Origin of the sequence: Roseovarius sp. MMSF_3298, assembly GCF_030733705.1 — a bacterium.
Taxonomy (GTDB): domain Bacteria; phylum Pseudomonadota; class Alphaproteobacteria; order Rhodobacterales; family Rhodobacteraceae; genus Roseovarius; species Roseovarius confluentis.
Genome location: NZ_JASHIN010000006.1, coordinates 64291 through 83370, shown reverse-complemented (window position 1 = coordinate 83370; position 19080 = coordinate 64291). Strand labels below are relative to the sequence as shown.

Annotated in this window: 17 protein-coding genes and 1 tRNA gene; 9 read left to right on the top strand and 9 right to left on the bottom strand. The window is 65.2% G+C overall.

The window, feature by feature from the left end:
• Window position 1: 1 nt before the first annotated feature.
• Window positions 2–580, bottom strand: a complete 579-nt coding sequence (gene petA, locus RBB18_RS07530; RefSeq protein ID WP_103762846.1) for a ubiquinol-cytochrome c reductase iron-sulfur subunit — start codon at window positions 578–580, stop codon at window positions 2–4.
• A 227-nt stretch (window positions 581–807) separates the two neighbouring features.
• Between petA and RBB18_RS07525 the strand changes: the two genes are divergently transcribed.
• From RBB18_RS07525 to RBB18_RS07510, 4 genes are all read left to right on the top strand, one after another.
• Entirely contained in the window at window positions 808–1488 is a 681-nt protein-coding gene (locus RBB18_RS07525; RefSeq protein WP_103762845.1) for an outer membrane protein, read from the top strand.
• A 39-nt stretch (window positions 1489–1527) separates the two neighbouring features.
• Window positions 1528–1920, top strand: a complete 393-nt coding sequence (locus tag RBB18_RS07520) for a hypothetical protein (RefSeq protein WP_103762844.1) — start codon at window positions 1528–1530, stop codon at window positions 1918–1920.
• Window positions 1921–1964: 44 nt separating this feature from the next.
• Window positions 1965–3371, top strand: coding sequence for a PepSY domain-containing protein (locus RBB18_RS07515; RefSeq protein ID WP_306110760.1), 1407 nt, complete (start codon window positions 1965–1967; stop codon window positions 3369–3371).
• A 103-nt stretch (window positions 3372–3474) separates the two neighbouring features.
• Window positions 3475–4176 (top strand): calcium-binding protein, encoded by a 702-nt coding sequence (locus RBB18_RS07510; protein WP_306110761.1) that lies wholly within the window; start codon window positions 3475–3477, stop codon window positions 4174–4176.
• Window position 4177: 1 nt separating this feature from the next.
• Here the strand turns inward: RBB18_RS07510 and RBB18_RS07505 are convergent, their stop codons facing one another.
• From RBB18_RS07505 to dapF, 4 genes are all read right to left on the bottom strand, one after another.
• On the bottom strand, window positions 4178–4780 hold the full coding sequence (locus RBB18_RS07505) for a glutathione S-transferase family protein (protein WP_306110762.1): 603 nt from the start codon (window positions 4778–4780) through the stop codon (window positions 4178–4180).
• Between the two features lie 52 nt (window positions 4781–4832).
• On the bottom strand, window positions 4833–5453 hold the full coding sequence (locus tag RBB18_RS07500; RefSeq protein WP_306110763.1) for an FMN-binding negative transcriptional regulator: 621 nt from the start codon (window positions 5451–5453) through the stop codon (window positions 4833–4835).
• A gap of 123 nt (window positions 5454–5576) precedes the next feature.
• Entirely contained in the window at window positions 5577–6845 is a 1269-nt protein-coding gene (gene mtaB / locus RBB18_RS07495; RefSeq protein WP_306110764.1) for a tRNA (N(6)-L-threonylcarbamoyladenosine(37)-C(2))-methylthiotransferase MtaB, read from the bottom strand.
• A complete protein-coding gene (gene dapF / locus RBB18_RS07490; protein WP_306110765.1) occupies window positions 6842–7681 on the bottom strand; it encodes a diaminopimelate epimerase in 840 nt (279 codons plus the stop codon). Before dapF ends, mtaB begins: the two co-directional genes overlap by 4 nt.
• 107 nt (window positions 7682–7788) lie before the next feature.
• Between dapF and RBB18_RS07485 the strand changes: the two genes are divergently transcribed.
• A tRNA-Lys gene (locus RBB18_RS07485) sits at window positions 7789–7864 on the top strand.
• A 186-nt stretch (window positions 7865–8050) separates the two neighbouring features.
• Here the strand turns inward: RBB18_RS07485 and RBB18_RS07480 are convergent.
• Both RBB18_RS07480 and RBB18_RS07475 read right to left on the bottom strand, forming a co-directional pair.
• The gene (locus tag RBB18_RS07480) at window positions 8051–8737 is read right to left on the bottom strand and encodes a GntR family transcriptional regulator (protein WP_103762838.1); all 687 of its coding nucleotides are present in this window, start codon (window positions 8735–8737) and stop codon (window positions 8051–8053) included.
• Window positions 8734–11634, bottom strand: coding sequence for an FAD-binding and (Fe-S)-binding domain-containing protein (locus RBB18_RS07475; protein ID WP_306110766.1), 2901 nt, complete (start codon window positions 11632–11634; stop codon window positions 8734–8736). Before RBB18_RS07475 ends, RBB18_RS07480 begins: the two co-directional genes overlap by 4 nt.
• Window positions 11635–11756: 122 nt before the next feature.
• On the opposite strand from RBB18_RS07475, the gene RBB18_RS07470 reads away from it, so the two are divergent.
• The 4 genes from RBB18_RS07470 (at window position 11757) to RBB18_RS07455 (ending at window position 16171) form a co-directional block, all read left to right on the top strand.
• A complete protein-coding gene (locus RBB18_RS07470; protein WP_103762836.1) occupies window positions 11757–12947 on the top strand; it encodes an alanine--glyoxylate aminotransferase family protein in 1191 nt (396 codons plus the stop codon).
• 139 nt (window positions 12948–13086) lie between these two features.
• Window positions 13087–14055 carry a tripartite tricarboxylate transporter substrate binding protein gene (locus RBB18_RS07465; RefSeq protein WP_245890461.1) on the top strand — a complete coding sequence of 323 codons (969 nt, stop codon included), beginning with the start codon at window positions 13087–13089 and terminating at the stop codon, window positions 14053–14055.
• Window positions 14056–14130: 75 nt separating this feature from the next.
• Window positions 14131–14637, top strand: coding sequence for a tripartite tricarboxylate transporter TctB family protein (locus tag RBB18_RS07460; RefSeq protein ID WP_103762834.1), 507 nt, complete (start codon window positions 14131–14133; stop codon window positions 14635–14637).
• Between the two features lie 19 nt (window positions 14638–14656).
• On the top strand, window positions 14657–16171 hold the full coding sequence (locus RBB18_RS07455; RefSeq protein WP_306110767.1) for a tripartite tricarboxylate transporter permease: 1515 nt from the start codon (window positions 14657–14659) through the stop codon (window positions 16169–16171).
• A 603-nt stretch (window positions 16172–16774) separates the two neighbouring features.
• On the opposite strand, the gene bhcD is transcribed toward RBB18_RS07455, so the two are convergent.
• Window positions 16775–17740: an iminosuccinate reductase BhcD gene (gene bhcD, locus RBB18_RS07450; RefSeq protein ID WP_306111787.1), complete on the bottom strand. Its 966-nt coding sequence runs from the start codon at window positions 17738–17740 to the stop codon at window positions 16775–16777.
• Between the two features lie 70 nt (window positions 17741–17810).
• Complete coding sequence (bhcC, locus tag RBB18_RS07445) at window positions 17811–18974, bottom strand: 3-hydroxy-D-aspartate aldolase BhcC (protein ID WP_306111788.1); 1164 nt, start codon at window positions 18972–18974, stop codon at window positions 17811–17813.
• Between the last annotated feature and the right edge of the window lie 106 nt (window positions 18975–19080).

The following is a 19080-nucleotide window of genomic DNA, read 5'->3' as shown; positions in this document are numbered from 1 at the left end:
CTTATCCCAGCTTAACGGTCGTTTCGTCGACGAATTCTGCAACCGGCACCGGCAGGTTCTCCGGCGCGGGGCCTTTGCGGATTCGGCCCGCCGTGTCGTAGTGCGACCCGTGGCAGGGGCAGAACCAGCCGCCCACACCACTGTCCAGCACGTAATCGCCGGCATTGCTCAGCGGCACACAGCCAAGGTGCGTGCAGACGCCGATCTGAACCAGCCATTCGCCGGTCTCGTCCAGCGCGCGGTTCTCGTCGGTTGCCGCAGCCTCGCCCTGCAGGTTCTCGTTGCGCGCCACCTGGTCGGGCAGGCTCGAGACATCCACGCTGCGCGCGGCCTCGATCTCGGCCTCGGTGCGGCGGCGGATGAAGACCGGCTTGCCCAGCCATTTCACCGTCAGTTGCGAGCCCTGGTCGACACCGGATACATCCACACGGATCGAACTGAGCGCCTGGACGTCTGCAGAGGGGTTCATCTGGTTGACAAGCGGCCAAACCGCTGCCCCGACCGCCACGGCACCCGCGCCTGCGGTTGCGTAGTAGATGAAATCTCTGCGTGTACCTTCGTGGTCTTCTGCGTGGGACACGAGCCAATCTCCAATCTGTCTGAGCCTTCTAGGCAAATCCCCGTATGCGGCAGACGGACGACTCCGCTCAAACCGCGATCATGCGCGTATTTATCCAAGCTTGCCTGAGGCGTCCAGTGCACAATGCCAATCATTTGAAGAGGGTGCTCATCTGTCGCGCTTGTGAGGGTCTGCCCATGGGTGTAAGGACGGTTGCAACCCGCCCTTCTGTTTCAAAGGCCCGTATCATGCTGAATTCCGCTCGTGTTTCCCTGTTCGCCCTCGTCGCCATGGCCAGCCCCGCCGCCGCCGAGATCGAGCTCAGCTTCTATCTTGGTGCGCAAGGCGTGACCGAAAGCTCCGCCAGTGGTGTCCTGCCCAACGGTGGCGCTGCGTTCAACCGCAATATCGGCTGGGAAGGCAAGCCTTTCGATGCGCCCATCTACTACGGTGGCCGCGTCATGTACTGGACCGACACCAACTGGGGCTTCGGGCTTGAGGGCACACACACCAAGGCCTACATGCCCGCCGGTGACGCCGCCGCCGTGGGCCTCAGCCGGTTCGAGCTGTCGGACGGCCACAACATCTTTACCGCCAACGTGATGAAACGCTGGCCGGGCGCGTTCAACCAGGGCCGCTTCACGCCGTATGTCGGCGGCGGCCTCGGTGTGGCCGTTCCGCATGTGGACGCGCTGGCCGTTGGCGCGACCAACCGGACCTACGACTACGAAAACACCGGCATCGCCGTGCGCGGCATCGCCGGCATCAAGTACGACTTCACTGAAAGCTGGGCGCTCTTCGGCGAATACCAGATGACGTATTCCGAGAACGACATCACCATCGACGGCGACCCCGGACAGCCCGATGGCCGCCTCAGCACCGACCTGCTGACCCACGCGGTCAATTTTGGCATCAGCTACAGCTTCTGAGGTCTGGCGCGCTCCCTTGGCGCGCGCTATTGACCTTGCATGACCACGAAACGCCCTCCCCGCTCCGGCGCGACCCGCAGCATCGGCCTGATGCTGCTCTGGGCGTTTCTGTCCGTCTTCACCGCCTTTTCGTCCTTCGCGCCGGGCACCATGCCCCAGTTCCAGCCCGGCGGCATCACCGTCGTGCTGTGTACCGGCGACGCCCAGCGCAGCATCACGGTCGATGAAACCGGCACCCCGGTCGAGGCGCAGGACGTGCCCTGCCCCTGGGTCACACATGCCAAAGCCGCCGATCCGGTCATCGCCCCGATCGTCGCTGCGCGCACAATCCGCGCCACCCATCGCGACGCGGTTCGCATCCACGCGGCAGCCCCGCTTCCGCGCCCCGGCTTCCCTCCGGCGCAACCCCGCGCACCGCCTGCATACCTTTGATCTGACTGCACTTACCCAACGGCTTCATTTCAAAGGAGAACCTCATGGTTTCCGACCCTACCCCCATGGGCGCGGCCCAGACCGCTGCGCATGATCCGCAGAAACTCTACCGCGCCGCGTGGCGCTGGCACTTCTACGCCGGGCTCTACGTCATCCCCTTCTTCGCCCTTCTGGCCATCACCGGCCTGATGATGCTCTGGATCGCGCATCTTGATGGCCGCGACGGCGAACGCATCCCCGTTACCGCGTTGAAGGCGCCCACCGCCGTCTCGGACCAGGCCAAGGCGGCGCTGGCCGCCATTCCCGGCGGCGAATTGCGCGCCTACATCGCGCCCCGCACCGATGATGTCGCCGCCGTCTTCCGCGTCGACGATGCCTCGGGGCCTCAGCTGGTCGCTATCGACCCCTATACCGCCGAGGTCATCCAAAGCTGGCCGCGCCGCAGCGGCTGGTACGACTTTGCCGACAGCCTGCACAGCGACATCAGGCTTGGCGTCACCGGCGACCGGATGCTGGAAATCGCCGCCTCCATCGGCATGGTCCTGATCGCCACCGGCCTTTACATGTGGTGGCCTCGTGGCGGCGGCACCTGGCGCGAGGCACTGCTTCCCCGTCTGGGCCGGGGCCGCGCCGGCTGGCGTGCCCTGCACGGCGCAGCGGGGTTCTGGATCTCGATCATCCTCACCTTCTTCCTGCTCTCGGGCCTGTCATGGACGGGTATCTGGGGCGCCAAGATGGTCCAGGCCTGGAGCCAGTTCCCGACCGAGAAATGGGACAGTGCCCCCCTTTCCGACGCCACCCATGCCAGCCTCAACGCGGGCCGCGCCGACGTGCCCTGGGTGCTGGAACAGACGCCTCTGCCCGCGTCGGGCAGCATGGCCGGCACCGACGGCCTCGCCCAAGGCACCCCGGTCAATATCGACAGCATGGATGCGCTCGCGCGCCGGATCGGCTTTGACGGACGCTACCAGATGAACCTGCCTTCGGGCGACACCGGCGTCTACACCTTCGGGCGGGACTCGATGAACACCGACGACGTGAACCCGACGACCGACCGCACCACCCACGTGGACCGCTACACCGGAAAGATCCTCGCCGACATCCGGTACGAGGATTACTCGCTGGCGGGCAAGGCCATGGCCGTGGGCATTGCGCTGCACATGGGCACGCTGGGATTGTGGAGCGTTCTGGCCAACACCGCCTTCTGCCTGACCGTGCTGATGCTCTGCGTCACAGCGGTGGTCATGTGGTGGAAACGCCGCCCGTCAGGCAGCGCCCGCCTCGCCCCGCCGCCGATGCCGTCCAACATGCCGCTCTGGTCCGGCGCGGTGCTGGTGGGGCTGCTGGTGTCGCTGGCCTTCCCGTTGGCGGGCCTGACCCTGATCGCGGTCATCGCGTTTGACGTGCTGGTAATCTCCCGCATCCCGCCGCTGCGGCGCCTGCTGACCTGAGCCACATGAAAGGGCCCGGGGGTCTCCACCCCGGGCCGCTTTCTTTGAACGCTTCGGCTCCGCGACCCGACACAGGGTCATATTCAACGCGGAGGACCACACAATGAAACGCGACAGCTTCCAGTTCATCGACAGTGCCAGCGACGACTTAACCGGCACGAAGTCCCCCAATGACGGCATTTTCAGCTTGGGCGACCGCCCCGGCCTGCCCGGCGATTTCACCGATGGTGAAGACAGCCACGATGGCGCGCCCGGCGGCCGCGTCCTGCCCGGCGAGGTGCACGGCACGAAAGACGACGACCATATCTTTGACACCAACACGGCAGATGGCGCGCGATACTACGGCTTCGCCGGCGACGACACGATCGAAACCGGCGCGGGGAACGACAGCGTGTTCGGCGGGCTGGGCAACGACGTAATCATCGCCAATGGCGGCGATGACGTGGTCGTGGGCGGCGCGGGCGACGACAATCTCTATGGCGAGGCCGGCAACGACAGCATCCACACCGGCGACGGCGTCGATATCGTGTTCGGCGGCACGGGCGACGATTTCATCTACCTGACAGACGATGGCGATGTGGACACGGTCTATTTCATCCAGGGCAACGGCAAAGACGTGATCGACAATTTCGAGACCGGCATCGACCAGGTCGGGATCGGCGGCTTCGGCTTCACCTCCTTCGCCGACATCGAAGGCCTTATCACCTATTCCGGCGATCAGGCGCTGATCGACCTCGGCGGCGGTGACTCGATCATTTTCACCGGGCTCGAAGCGCCGCTTGCCGCCGACGACTTCATCTTCTGACTCAGTCGGGTGCGCTGGCTTTCATGCTGTCGCGCTCGGCAATTGCCTTGAACCAGTCGGCCAGCGCGTCATTCCCTTTGCGCCAGCCGCGGTCATCCAGCCGGAAATCGAGATAGCCCAGCGCACAGCCCACCGCGATCTGGCCGGCGTCCAGCGGCCCGCGCAGATGGCTCATCCACCGCGCATTGATCGCCGCCACGCTGCGCGCGACCTTCTCCCACTGCGCCTCGATCCACGGTTCATACACCATGTCTTCGGGCCGCACCCGCCGCTCGTAGACCATCGCCAGCGCCGCATCCAGAATGCCGTCCGCCGTCGCCTCCAGTGTCAGCGTCTCCCATATCCGCCCCTCGGGATAGAGCTTCGTGCCCGCCCGCGCATCCAGGTAACGGCAGATCACCCTGCTGTCATACAGAGTCGGCCCCTCGTCCCGGATCAGCGCCGGGATCTTGCCCACCGGGTTCGCCGCCGCCACCGTCGCATCGGTCGCCACCGGCGTTGTCATAACCTCGACAATCTCGACCTGGTCGATCAGCCCGGTCTCGATCAGGGTCACCTTCACCTTGCGCCCATAGGGGGACGGCTTGGCAGAGATCAGTTGCATCATTCATGTCCTTCCGATTCTTCCCAAAGCTACGCCCTCGATGGTCAGTGGTCTAGCTGCCCGCATCGCGCATCAGCGCCGCCAAGGCCCCGGTCTCAACGCCTATGCCCGATGCGTCCACCGCCTCGGCGGCCCGCAGGCGCACGTCATCCGACTTGTTCTGATTCAGCTTCCATGTGCCGTGGATCTCGTCCACCCGCATCCGGCAGGGCACGATCTGCCGCATCATCCGGTCCAGCACGTCCGGCGTCATCTTTTCCATTGTCCAAGGAGCTTTCGGCAAGAGCTGATCCTCGAACTGCGCCGACTGCCGGTCCAGCAAATCGTGCATCTCGTCCTGCGGCCGCAACTCCATGTCACCCACCAGATGCACCGCCACGTAATTCCACGTCGGCACCTGGTCCTCCGCCCCGTACCAGTCCGGCGACACGTAAGAGTAAGGCCCCACCACAGCCAGCCGTGCATGCAAGGGCGCGGAGAGCGCCCGCGCAATCGGGTTCGACCGCACAAGGTGAAACTCCGCCACCGCCCCATCCTCGGACAAAAGGAACGGGACGTGGCTCATCAGCGGCGCCCCCTCCGCCGCGACCGCCAGCACGCCAAAGCCTTGCGCCCGCGCGAACGCGACATTCCGCGCCTCCGGGGTCTGGCGAAAGATCGGGTTGGGATGCATGGCGGGTCTCCTTTGCGCTCACCATGTCGCAACGACCTCCGTCACGGCCAGCAAAGAATTGTCCCTGTCACAATCAAAGCGCTGCGATGGCTCGCGGAAAAGACCCCGCACGCACCACGCCCGCTAGCACAAGGCCGTGTCCGCCGTCAGCCGCGCCGCGTCATGCCCGGTCACGCGGGCCGACACGATCTGCCCTTCAGGCTGATCACTGCCAAACGTCACCTCGGTAAACTGCTCGGTCCGGCCCATCCGGGCATTCTCCAGCAACACCTGATGCACCCGTCCCTGCTGTTCGTCCAGATGCCGCGCCACGCGCGCCTCACCCGCCGACCGCAGCCACGCCGCCCGCTCCTTGATGGCCCGCCCGTCCACTTGTGGCATCCGTGCCGCCGGGGTGCCCGGGCGCGGGCTATAGGGGAAGACATGCAGCCAGGTCAGCCCACACTCCTCGACCAGCCGCAGCGAATTCTCGAACGCCGCCTCGGTCTCCGTCGGAAACCCGGCGATAATATCAGCGCCAAAGGTCATATCGGGGCGCAGCTTGCGCGCCTCCTCGGAAAACCGGATCGCGTCATCCCGCAAATGCCGCCGCTTCATCCGTTTCAGGATCAGGTCGTCTCCGTGCTGCAAACTCAGATGCAGATGCGGCATCAGCCGCGCTTCGGTTGCAATCGCCTGCATCAGGTTCTCGTCCACCTCGATCGAATCGATCGACGAAATCCGCAACCGCGGCAGGTCCGGCACCAGCTTCAGGATCCGCATCACCAGATCGCCCAGCTTGGGTTCCGCCGGCAGGTCCGCGCCCCAGCTTGTCAGGTCCACGCCGGTCAGCACCACCTCGTTATAGCCCCGGTCGACCAGCCGCTTGATCTGGTCCACCACCACGCCCGCCGGCACGCTGCGCGAGTTGCCGCGACCGTAAGGGATGATGCAGAAGGTGCAGCGATGGTCACAGCCGTTCTGCACCTGCACATAGGCCCGGCTCCGCGTGCCGAACCCGTCGATCAGGTGCCCCGCCGTCTCGGTGACGCTCATGATGTCGTCGACCTGAACCGCCTCGGTCTCGCCGATGAAGTCCGCCGCCAACCCGGCCCAGGTGTCGCGCACCATCTTCTCGGTGTTGCCGATCACGGCATCCACCTCGTTCATCGCGGAAAACGTCTCGGGCTCTGTCTGCGCTGCACAGCCCGTCACGATCAGCCGCGCCTCGGGGTTCTCGCGCCGCAGCTTGCGAATCTCCTGCCGCGCCTTGCGCACCGCCTCGGCGGTCACCGCGCAGGTGTTGACCACCACGGCATTCTCCAGACCCACCTCGCCGGCAAGCTCTTTCATGGCTTCCGTCTCATAAGCGTTCAGCCGACAGCCCAGCGTTGTGAAAACCGGCGCGCTCATGACGCGGCCCTCAGGAAATCGGGCGTCAGCACCCCGTCACAGACATGCACGGTCGGCCCGGTCATCCAGACGCCATCCTCGCGCCACTCGACCCGAAGCGTTCCGCCATCAAGGTCGATCCGCACATCGCGCCCTGTCAGCCCCCGCCGCGCCGCCGCCACCGCGACAGCACAGGAGGAAGACCCCGAGGCCAGCGTCAGGCCCACGCCCCGCTCCCACACCCGCATCCGGATGTGATCGGGGCCGACCACACTGGCCACCTGCACGTTGGTCCGCTCGGGAAACAGCGGATGATGCTCGTACCGCGGCCCGAAACTCTCCAGCGGAATCGCCTCGGCATCCTCGACGAAGAAGGTACAGTGCGGATTGCCCATGCCGGTGGCCACCGGCCCGCCCTCGATGGGCAGCTCCAACGTGTCCATCTCCTCGGCCAGCGGCACCCCGTCCCACTCCAGCAAGGGCGCCCCCATGTTGACCGAGGTCAGACCGTCGCCTGCATCCACCGCGTAAAGGTCCCCCCTTGCCGTGGTCAGGTGCAGCCTGTCACGGCCCGTCTCATTCAGCAGAAACCGCGCAATACACCGCGTCGCGTTTCCGCAGGCCCCGGCCTGCGTGCCGTCACTGTTCCAGAATTCCAGGTGCGCATCGACGTCATCCGCGCCCTGACGGATCACCGCCAACTGATCGAATCCGATCCCGCGGTGCCGGTCTCCGACCGCCTGCGCCAGTGCCGGCGTGACCTCCACCACTCGCGCACGCGCGTCCACCACGACAAAGTCGTTTCCCAGCCCATGCATCTTCATGAAGGGCAACCCGGTATCCTGCGCATCGCTCATGGCCGCGCATATAAAGCGCCCGTCGCGACGAATCCAGCCACAGCGGAAAATTCCCTGCAATTGGGGCTTGACCCCCCTGTCCCCTCTTTCTAGATAGGCCGCCTAGTGGGCCGTTAGCTCAGTTGGTAGAGCAACTGACTTTTAATCAGTGGGTCGCAGGTTCGAATCCTGCACGGCTCACCACTGTTTCCGGGAGTTTATGCGCTATCGGAGCGTCGTGCGAGAGCGTGACGCGTGTGATGGATTCGCGTGCCGGACCGCGCGGACTTCGGACGTCCGCCACCGCGCGCCCGGCCCTCCCCGGGCAACCTCGGATGCCAGTCTCAGGAATATGCAAAAGCGCCCGTCACTTGGCCGGGCCGGCTCGGATCAGTCCGTTGCGCCGTTGGCAATCAGCCAGTCGCGCACCGTCTCCAACTTGTTCTGAAGATGCTGGCGCAGGATCGACGCGAGCCCGGCGCCGTCTCGCGCCTCGAGGCATGCCATGATCTCTTCGTGTTCCTCGGTCGCCTTTTTCCACCGCGCATCGGTCATGTTGGCCACGAACCGCGCCCGACGCACCTGCGTGGCCAGCGACCGGTACTGCACGGTCAGCGTCTCGTTGCGGGCGGCGGCCAGGATGGCCTCGTGGATCTGCTGGTTCAGATCGAAATACTCGGCCAGCCGCCGCGCCTCGAAATGGCCCACCATCTCGTCATGCAAAGAGCGGACCGTGCGGATTTCCTCATCCGTGATCCGTTCGCAGGCCAACTCTCCCGACAGCGCCTCCAGCGCGCCCATCACCGGGAACACCTCTTCCAGGTCGCCAAGCGTGATCTGGCTGACCCAGGCGCCGCGGTTCGGCTCCAGCACGACCAGCCGGTCGAAGGCCAGCACCTTCAGCGCCTCGCGCAGTGGGGTCCGCGACACGCCGAACATCTCGCACAGCTCGCGCTCCGGCACCTTCGTGCCCGGCGCAAGCTGGCCGCTGACAATCAGCTCCCGCACCCCGTCGGCCAGTTCCTGGTGCAGCGATGTCCGCCGTAGCGTCTGAACGCCCTTGTTCTGCACGTTCATCTCCCCCGTCCCTCCAGCGCCATGTCCAGCACCCGCGCCACATGGAACGCCTCGCGCTCCGTCCCGTCGGCGATCTGGTGGCGGCAGGACGTGCCGTCCGCCACGATGATCGCATCCCCGGCCTCGCGCACCGCTGGAAAGAGGCTCAGCTCCCCCATCTTGCGCGATACTTCCTCCGTTTCCACGCCATAGCCGAAAGACCCGGCCATACCGCAGCAACTGGATTCTATAATGTCGACATCGGTTTCAGGCAATAGCGCCAGCGTGCGCTGGATCGCCGGCACCACGTCATGGGCTTTCTGGTGACAGTGACCATGCAGCTTCAGCGGCTTGCCCACGGGCTTCAGCGGCAGCGTCAAATCCCCGGCCTCGGCGGCCTCGGCGATGTATTCTTCCAGCATCCGCGCCTGCGCCGCCACCGTCTCGGCCTGTGTGCCAGGCAACAGCGCCGGGATCTCGTCGCGCAGGGTCAACAGGCAGGACGGCTCCAGCCCGATGATGGGCAGGCCTTTCTCGGCATGCGGCGCCAGCGCATCCAGCAGGCGCTGGCCGGTCTTGCGTGCCTTCTCCATCAGGCCGGTCGACAGGTAGGTCCGCCCGCTGTCCAGAGGCTTCGACTGGCCGTCGGTGGCCACGGCCACACGCTTGCCGCCGGCCCGCAGCACCCGAAGCGCGGCGCGCAGGTTCTCGGGCTCGAAATACCGGTTGAAGATGTCGGCAAACAGGATGACATCCGGGTTCTCGTCCTGTGCCTCGCTGTCGCGGAACGGCTTGGACGACCAGTGCGGCAGCTTCCGCGACGCGGCAAAGCCGGTGGGCTTTTCCATCAGCCGGGCCAGCAGCGGGATGCTGTTACGCATGTTGATCAGCCACGGCACCTTCGCGGCGTAGGGCGCGTAATCCGGCATGTAGCCCACCAGCCGCTCGTGCAGGCCCAGCCCGTGTTTCTCGACCCGGGCCGCCGTCACCTCGGCCTTCATCTTGGCCATGTCGACGCCGGTCGGGCATTCGCGCTTGCACGCCTTGCACGATACGCAGAATTTCAGCGTTTCGGCCATCGCGTCCGAGGTCAGCGCATCCGGCCCCAACTGCCCCGACAGCGCCAGCCGCAGCGTGTTGGCCCGGCCCCGCGTCACGTCTCGTTCATTGCGGGTCGCGCGGTAGGACGGGCACATCGCCCCGCCCGCCAGCTTGCGGCAGGCCCCGTTGTTGTTGCACATCTCGACCGCGCCCTGGAACCCGCCGCCCGCGCCGGGATAGGCCGACCAGTCAAAGGCGGTCTTCAGCGGCTTCACCTCGTAGTCCGGCGTGTAGCGAAACAGCGACCGGTCATCCATCTTCGGCGCTTCGACGATCTTGTTGGGGTTGAAGCGGCGCTCCGGATCGAACTGGTCCTTCACCCGCAGGAATTGCGTGGTGATCTCGGGCCCGAACATCTTTTCATGGAATTCCGACCGCACGATCCCGTCGCCATGCTCGCCCGAATGCGACCCCTTGTAATGCGCCACCAGGTCGAACGCTTCTTCGGCAATCGACCGCATCTTCTTGACGTCCTCGTCCAGCTTCAGGTTCAAGACCGGCCGCACGTGCAGACACCCGACCGACGCATGGGCATACCACGTCCCCTGCGTGCCGTTCTTCTCGAAGATCTCGGTCAGGCCGGCCGTGTATTCCGCAAGATCCTTCAACTCGACCGCGCAATCCTCGACGAAGGAGACGGGTTTGCCCTCCTGCTTCATCGACATCATGATGTTGAGGCCCGACTTGCGCACCTCTGTCACCTGCGCCTGCAGGCGGGCGTCGGTCACATCCGTAACGCCGCCCCAGCCCTTGCCGTCATGCGACCAGTCGAACCCAAGGTCGCCCATCGTCTCGTGCAGCGCCTTCAGCTTGGCGGCATTGCCCTCCGCGCTACCCTCGTCGAATTCCACCAGCAGCAGCGCGGCAGGCTCCCCGCGCACCGCCTGCTCGATCGTCGGTCGGAACATCGGGATCTGCCGCGACAGCCCGATCATTGTCGAATCGACCAGTTCAACAGACAACGGGTCCAGCTTGACCAGGTGCTGCGTGGCGTCCATCGCCTCGTAGAAGGTGGGGAAGTGGCAGATGCCCAGCACCTTGTCGCCCACCAGCGGCCACAGGTCCAGCTCGATGGCGGTGAAATAGGCCAGCGTCCCTTCCGACCCGACCAGCAGATGCGCCAGGTTCACGTCCTCGCCGTTGGGCACCAGCGAATCGAGGTTGTAGCCCCCCACCCGCCGCGTCAGCTTGGGAAACCGCGCGTCGATCAGCGCCGTGTGCTCCTCACCCAGGTCCAGCATGTCCGCCGCGATCCGGTCGAACGTGCCGTTACCCCGCAGCGCGTCACGCGAAACCGGACCGAAATGCGCGAAACTGCCGTCATGCAGCACCGCGTCGATGGACCGGACATTGTCGCGCATCGTGCCATAGCGCAGCGACCGCCCCCCGCAGGAATTGTTCGCCGCCATCCCGCCGATGGTCGCGCGCGAACTGGTCGAGACATCCACCGGATACCACAGCCCGTGCGGCTTCAGCGCCCGGTTCAATTCGTCCAGCACGATGCCGGGCTCCACCACCACGCGGCGATTCTCGACGTCCAGCTCGATGATTCCGTTGAAATACCGCGCGTTGTCCAGAATCAGGCCCGAGTTGACCGTCTGCCCGCATTGCGAGGTGCCGCCACCCCGGCCCGTCAGCGGCACACCCGATTCGGCGGCCGCCGCCAGCGCGATCTCCACGTCTTCGCGCCCCGTCGGCGCCGCCACCCCTTTAGGGGTGATCTGGTAAATAGACGCATCCGTCGAATAACGCCCACGTGACGCGGTGTCGAACATGATGTCGCCGCGAAAGCCTTTTTTCAGCGCCTCTTCAAGCATTTCCCATTCCTCCCTGCTGCGGTGTTGACATCGTGATACAGCTTCGTGATACATAATTCAAAATTAAAAATGCAATCGGGTTCGGTGACACAGGGCCGCATCCGGGAGGAGGACAATACACCATGACGCACAAAGCTGGCCGCCATTTTCTGCAAATTCCCGGGCCAAGCGCGGTGCCCGACCGCGTCCTGCGCGCCATTTCGGCCCAGGTGATGGACCACCGCGGACCTGATTTCGCCGCGGTCGGCCTGCAGGCGCTCGAAGGCATGAAGACGATCTTCAAGACCGAGCAGGACGTGTTCATCTTCCCGTCCTCCGGCACCGGCGCCTGGGAAGCCGCGCTCGTCAATGTCCTGTCCGAAGGCGACCGCGTGGTCATGTACGAGACCGGCCACTTCGCCACGCTGTGGAACAAGATGGCCAAGCGTCTTGGCATCGAGGCCGAGTTCATCGAGGGCGACTGGCGCGGTGGCGCCGACCCCGAGGCCATCGGCCAGCGCCTGCGCGAGGACACCAACCACGAGATCAAGGCCGTCTGCGTCGTGCATAACGAGACTTCGACCGGCTCGGTCTCCCCCATCGCCGAGGTACGCCGCGCCATCGACGAGGCCGGCCACCCCGCGCTTTTGATGGTCGACACGATTTCCGGCCTCGCCTCGGTCGATTTCCGCTTCGACGAGTGGGGCGTGGACGTCGCCGTTTCAGGTTCGCAGAAGGGCCTCATGCTGCCACCCGGCCTGTCGTTCAACGCGGTCAGCGCCAAGGCGATGAAGATTTCCGAAACCGGCGGGATGCGTCGTTCTTACTGGGACTGGCAGGATATGCGCGGCCCGAATCAGACCGGCTATTTCCCCTACACGCCCGGCACCAACCTGCTTTACGGCCTGAACGAGGCCATCGCGATGCTGCATGACGAGGGGCTGCCCAATGTCTTCGCCCGGCACCAGCGCCACGGCCAGGCAACCCGTGCCGCCGTCCGCGCCTGGGGGCTGGACGTGCTCTGCCGCCAGCAGGGGCAGGAAAGCGGTGTTCTGACCGCCGTCGTCGTGCCCGAGGGCCACAGCGCCGACGCCTTCCGCGCCACCACTCTGGAACATTTCGATATCTCGCTCGGCAACGGCCTGTCCAAGGTCGCCGACCGCGTGTTCCGCATCGGGCACCTGGGCGATTTCAACGACGCCATGCTGATGGGCACGCTGTCCGGCGTCGAGATGGGCCTCAAGAAGGCCGGCATCCCGCACCAGAAGGGCGGGGTTGACGCCGCCATGCAGGTGCTTGACGAAACCGACGTGGCTGCACTGACCGCCGCATGACGAATTCAGGGCCCGGCCGCCACTGCGCGCCGGGCCTCGTCTTGACGGCCCCCGGTTCGCGGTGCCGTCAAGGCCGCAAGTCGATCCGCGTATCGGATCCGTTCGATGCGCAAACCGGAACCCAAGGGAGGAGAACCAAATGACGTTCCATACTACCATGAAACCCGCCGCCATCGCGGCCCTGCTCGGCTCCAGCCTGCTGGCCGGACCCGCCCTCGCGCAGGACGACTACCCGTCGCGCAGCGTCGAGGTCGTGCACCAGTACGGCCCCGGCGGCGGCACCGACCGTTTCGTGCGCGCCGTGGCGCAACCGTTCGAGGAGATCACCGGCGAAAGCATGGTGTCGATCTCGGTCCAGGGCGGCGGCGGCATCCCCGCAGTCGTGAACTTCACCCAGCGCCCCGCGGACGGTCACTCGCTGATGGCGATCAGCCCGGCGCAGATCATCGCGCACGTGCAGGGCCGCATCGACATGGCCGATTTCAAGCCGCTGGCCCGCGTCCAATATGACCAGGCCCTCATCTGGGTGCCCGCGGACAGCGAGTTCGAGACCATCGACCAGTTCGTGCAGCACGCCAAGGACAACCCGGGCGACCTGAAGATCGCGCTGTCCGGCGCGGCCGGCTTCGACGAAATCACCGTCGGCCTCTTCGGCCTGGAAGCCGAAGCCGACTTCGGCACCGTGCCGTTTTCCTCGTCCGAGATGGTGTCCAACACCCTCGGCGGCCAGGTCGACGCCATGTTCGAAGAATACGGCCCCGCACGCGGCCTTTACGATTCCGGCGACATGCGCCCGCTGGTCGTGTTCTCCGAAGAGCGTCTGCCGGTCCTCGAGGACGTGCCCACGGCCACCGAGAAAGGCTGGGACGTGACCCTTGGCCGCTGGCGCGCCTTCGCGATGCAGGCCGAGGACTCCGCCGAAAACGCCGAGACGCTCTATGCCGACATCGAGGAAGCCGTGGCGACCGAAAGCTACAAGAAGTTCGAAGAGCAGAACGCGCTTCAATACCGCTCCGAACTGCTGGGTCCCGATGAATTCCAGACCTTCATCGACGGCGAGATCGAGACCTACACCACGGTCCTGCGCGAACTCGGCTATATCGAGTAATACCGCCGCATCGCATTGACAGGGGGGGCGCCTCACCGCGCCCCCCGTTCCTTGATTGTCTCGGCAGGAGCGGACATGTCCAAGAACATCATCGAATTTTCCTTCGCACTCGGGCTCTTTGCGGTGTCAGTCTGGTTCTGGCTGATCGCGGACGGCTTTCCCGTCTCGCCCCGCTACGAAGGCATCGACACAGATTTCTGGCCCAAGATCACCTTCGGCCTGATGGCCCTCACCTCGGGCCTCGTCGCCCTGGGCAGCCTGCGCGACATGCTCGCGGCCCGGCGCGTCCCGGCCTCGACCTCGGTCAACCCGGCGGACTGGGGCACCATCGGACGCATGAGCGCAATGGGGCTTCTGGTCCTGTTTTACTTCATCGCCTTCGGCAAGGTTGGCTTCGTGCTGTCGACGATCGTGTTCCTCTGGGCCGCCTCTGCGATGATCCCCAGCGGACGTTTCTGGGTCAAAGTCGCCTTCGCGCCGATCTTCACCGCCTTGCTGACGCTGCTCTTCGCCTACGGCCTGTCGCTTCCGCTGCCGCGCGGCGTCGGTCCGTTCTACGAACTCAGCCTGCTCCTCTACTGATCCACGGGAACCTGCGCCAATGGCCGAATATCTCGACGCTCTCACCTATATCGTGAGCAGCCCGACCAACCTTTTCTTCATCGTTTTCAGCGTGATCTGGGGCATCGCCTTCGGGTCCGTCCCGGGCCTGACCGGCATCGTCGGCGTCGCCCTGCTGATCCCCTTCACCTATGCTTTCGAGAGCGAACAAAGCCTTCTGCTGCTCGGCGGCGTCTATGTCGGGGCCACGTTCGGCGGGTCGATCTCCGCCATCCTCTTCAACACGCCCGGCTCGCCCGAGGCCGCCTGCACCGCGCTCGATGGCTACCCGATGGCCAAGCGCGGCGAGGCCGGCAAGGCCCTGGGCATCGCGCTGGCCTCCTCGGCCATCGGCGGCATCTTCGGCACGGCGGTGCTGATGCTGTTGGCCCCGCCCATGGCGCAACTGGCACTGGAATTCGGCCCGCCCGAATATTTCGCCCTCGCCGTGCTGGGCATCTCGGCCATCGCCTCCATCGGCGGCGGCTCGGTGCTCAAGGGGCTGACCGCGGGCCTGATCGGCCTGGGCATCGCCACCGTGGGGCTTGATCCGATCACCGGCATGGGCCGCTATACCTTCGGCAACAACATGCTGCTGACCGGCATCAGCTTCGTGCCCGTCATCATCGGCACGTTCGCCATGGCCGAGGTCCTGACCCGCGTGGGCGAAGGCAACAAATCCTCGACCGCGATCACCGACGTGTCGACAAAGCTGCCCTCCCGCAAGGAAATGAAGGACAGCAGCGGCACGCTGGCGCGCTCTTCGGTCATCGGCGCGATCATCGGCGCCCTGCCCGGCGTCGGCGCCACCACGGCCTCCTTCATCAGCTATTCCGAGGCGGTCCGCTGGTCGCGCAACCCCGAGAAATTCGGCACCGGCGTGGCCGAGGGCATCGCGGCGCCCGAGTCGGCCAACAACTCGGCCGTCGGCGGCTCGATGATCCCGCTCCTGGCCCTCGGCATCCCGGGCAGCGCCACCACGGCGGTCATGCTGGGCGGGCTGACGGTGCATGGCATCATCCCCGGCCCCCTGCTGATGGAACAGAACACTCGGCTGGTCTACTCGGTCTTCATCGCGATGATGTTCGCCAATATCCTGATGCTGGCCTTCGGCGTCCGCGCCGCGCGCTACTTCGCGCTGATCCTGACGGTGCCCTATGCCTATGTCGGCCCCGCCATCATCGTGATGTGCATGACCGGGGTCTACGGGCTCAACGGCAACATGGTCGATATCGGGGTGATGCTGGCCTTCGGCGTGGTGGGCGTGCTGCTGAGGGTGATGAAATACCCCGTGGCCTCGTTCATCATCGGCCTCGTGCTTGGCCCCATCGCCGAGAAAAGCCTGCGGCAGGGCCTGATCATCGCCGATCAGAACTACCTGGAGTTTGCCGCCCGGCCGATCACCGCGGCGCTGCTGCTGCTCAGCCTCGCCTCGCTGCTCTACGGCTTCTACGGGCAGTACAAGCTGGCCCGCGAAAGGCGCAACGCCACCACGGTGGCAGACACCGCCGACTGATCCCTGTCCCCGGGCGCGGCAGGTCCGCGCCCGGGGCACTGCACCCACACCTCCTGCCATCGACGATTTATCCGCCTGGTGCGTTCCGCACCACGATCGCCGGTGCGCCAGTGATCCGCGTCGGCGTCTCCGACAATACCTTCCTGAGCCAGAAGACAGGGCGCAGGCTTGTACGCCGGCCCTTGGCATGTTGCGGCGCAGATGATTGCGGACCGCTGCGGCAGCGCAGAGATTTTCGTAGTCAGCCCTTTTAAAACATCGGAGCATAGCCCGCAGCCGGTTAACAGCCGCGACGCGGCCCGGCCATCGTCAGCCCCTGGGCTGGCGATTTGGCTGAGGCTGGGCGCACCGATCATTCCGAGGATGTATGTGGCAGGCATAAAATGCTTCAGACTTGCCGCCTGATCGCCACCCCAGGGGCTGACGCTCGCCTCCGCCATGCCCGCAGGCATTCCGGCGCCAAGGTGCACCACAACACGCAAAGGGCGCGAGCCTGCGCCCGCGCCCCTGCTTTTTCTTGCCGAAAATACTCGAATCCCGGCCTTGGCCCCGAGCACCACGCACGTCATGCGGCGTGCACGGTCGCGGCCTCGTATCAGATGATCAGAAATCCACCTCGATCGCGCGGCCCTGCTCGACCGCCAGATCCACAACACTCGCCGCAACGGCAAGATCCTGCAGGCCGACGCCGGTACCGTCGAACAGGGTGATCTCGTCATCGCTGCTGCGGCCCTTGTGGGTGCCGTTGATGACCGCGCCCAGTTGGTGAACGTCGCCCTCTGTAATCAGGCCCTCGCCCACCGCGTGCTGCGCTTCACCGATGCTGATCGACTGCGCCACCTCGTCGGTGAACACCGTCGCCTTCTGCAACAGCGCCGCCTCGACCTCCTGCTTGCCCTTGGTGTCGGTGCCCATGCAGGCCACGTGACACCCCGCACCGACATGGTCGGCCATCAGCGTCGCGTCAAAGGACGAGGTGATCGAGATGATCACGTCCGCCTCCGTCATGCCCTCCAGTTCGACCGCCTCGAAAGCCACGCCGACTTCCTTGGCGACCTTCTCGATATTGGGCAGCATCTCGGGGTGGTAGTTCCAGCCGATCACCTTCTCGAAGTCCCGCTGCTCCAGCGCCGCGCGCAGCTGGAACGTCGCCTGGTGGCCCGCGCCGACCATGCCGATCACCTTGGCATCCTTGCGCGCCAGATGCTTGATCGACACCGACGATGCGGCGGCGGTGCGCAGCGCGGTCAACAGGTTGCCGCCCACCATCGCCTTGGCCTTGCCGGTATCGGGATCGAACAGGAACACCGTCGACTGGTGGTTGATGATGTCCCGCTTCTCAAGGTTGTTGGGCCAGTAGCCCCCGGCCTTCAGCCCCAGCGTCAGGCCGGCCTTGTCGAACCCGCCCTTGAAGCCGTATAGCGCGTCCTCGTGCCCGATCGCCTCGCGGACGACGGGAAAGTTATACGCGTCACCCGCCGCCATCGCGGCAAAAACCTTTTCGACGGCATCGAACGCCGCCTCTCGGGTCATCAGGTCGGCAATCTCGCGCTCGGGAACAATGATCATGTTTGGGGGCCTTTCAAAAAAGCGGGGTCAGCGAAATGCCAACCCCGACAGTCCACAGGAAGAATTGGGTTTAGTACGCGTGGCCGCGGGCCGACACCGGCCAGACGGTTTCCACCTTGCCGCCGCGCACGCCGACGTACCAGTCATGCACGTTGGCGGTGGGGTCGCAGTGGCCCGGCACCAGCTTCAGCTTGTCGTTGACCTTCAGCACGCCGCCGGGGTCCTTCACCACGCCATGCTCGTCCGAGCACTTGATGTATTCGACGTCGTCGCGGCCGAACACCACCGGCAGACCACTGTCGACCGACTGCGCCTTCAGGCCGGCATCGACGATCGCCTTGTCCGCCTTGGCGTGGGACATGACCGAGGTCAGGATGAAGAACGCGTTGTCCCACTCGCCCTGGTCGATCCGCTTGCCGTCCTTGTCCAGGATGCGGCCATAATCGGCGTCCATGAAGGCGTAGGACCCGCACTGCAGCTCGTTATACACGCCCGAGTTCGACTCGAAGTAGTACGACCCGGTGCCGCCACCGCCGACGATGTCGCACTCCAGCCCTTCGGCCTTCAGCGTGTCGACCGCGTCTTTCACCATCGCCACGGCGATGTCGATCTTTTCCTTGCGGTCGTCATAGCTGTCCATGTGCTGCATCGCGCCCTGATAGGCCTGGATGCCCGAGAATTTCAGCCCGTCCGCCGCGTCGATCGCCTTGGCAATCTCCACCACTTCCGGCGTCGTCGTCACGCCGCAGCGGCCTGCGCCACAGTCGATCTCGACAAGGCACTCGATCTCGGTGCCGTGCTTCTGCGCCGCCGCCGACAGGTCGGCCACGTTGGCCAGGTCGTCCACGCAGCAGATCGTCCGCGCGCCCAGTTTCGGCAGCTTGGCCAGCCGCTCGATCTTGGCCGGGTCGCGCACCTGGTTCGACACCAGGATGTCCTTGATGCCGCCACGGGCGAACACCTCGGCCTCGGAGACTTTCTGACAGCAGACGCCACAGGCGCCGCCCAGTTGTTCCTGCAGCTTCTGCACGTCCACGGACTTGTGCATCTTGCCGTGGGTGCGGTGACGCATGCCGTGTTCCTTGGCATAATCACCCATCTTCTTGATGTTGCGCTCCAGCGCGTCGAGGTCCAGCACCAGGCAGGGCGTCTGGATCTCGGCCTCGGACATCCCCGGCTTGGCCGGAATGTCGAAGCCCACTTCGAAATCGTCGAGATTGCTCATGTCTTTCATCGGATCTCTCCCTATCCATGAATATCTTGGTCATGCAGGGCCACGCCGCCCTGCCGGCTCGTATCAACTACGTAAGTTTCCTATCGGAAACCGCAACCGGGTGCAA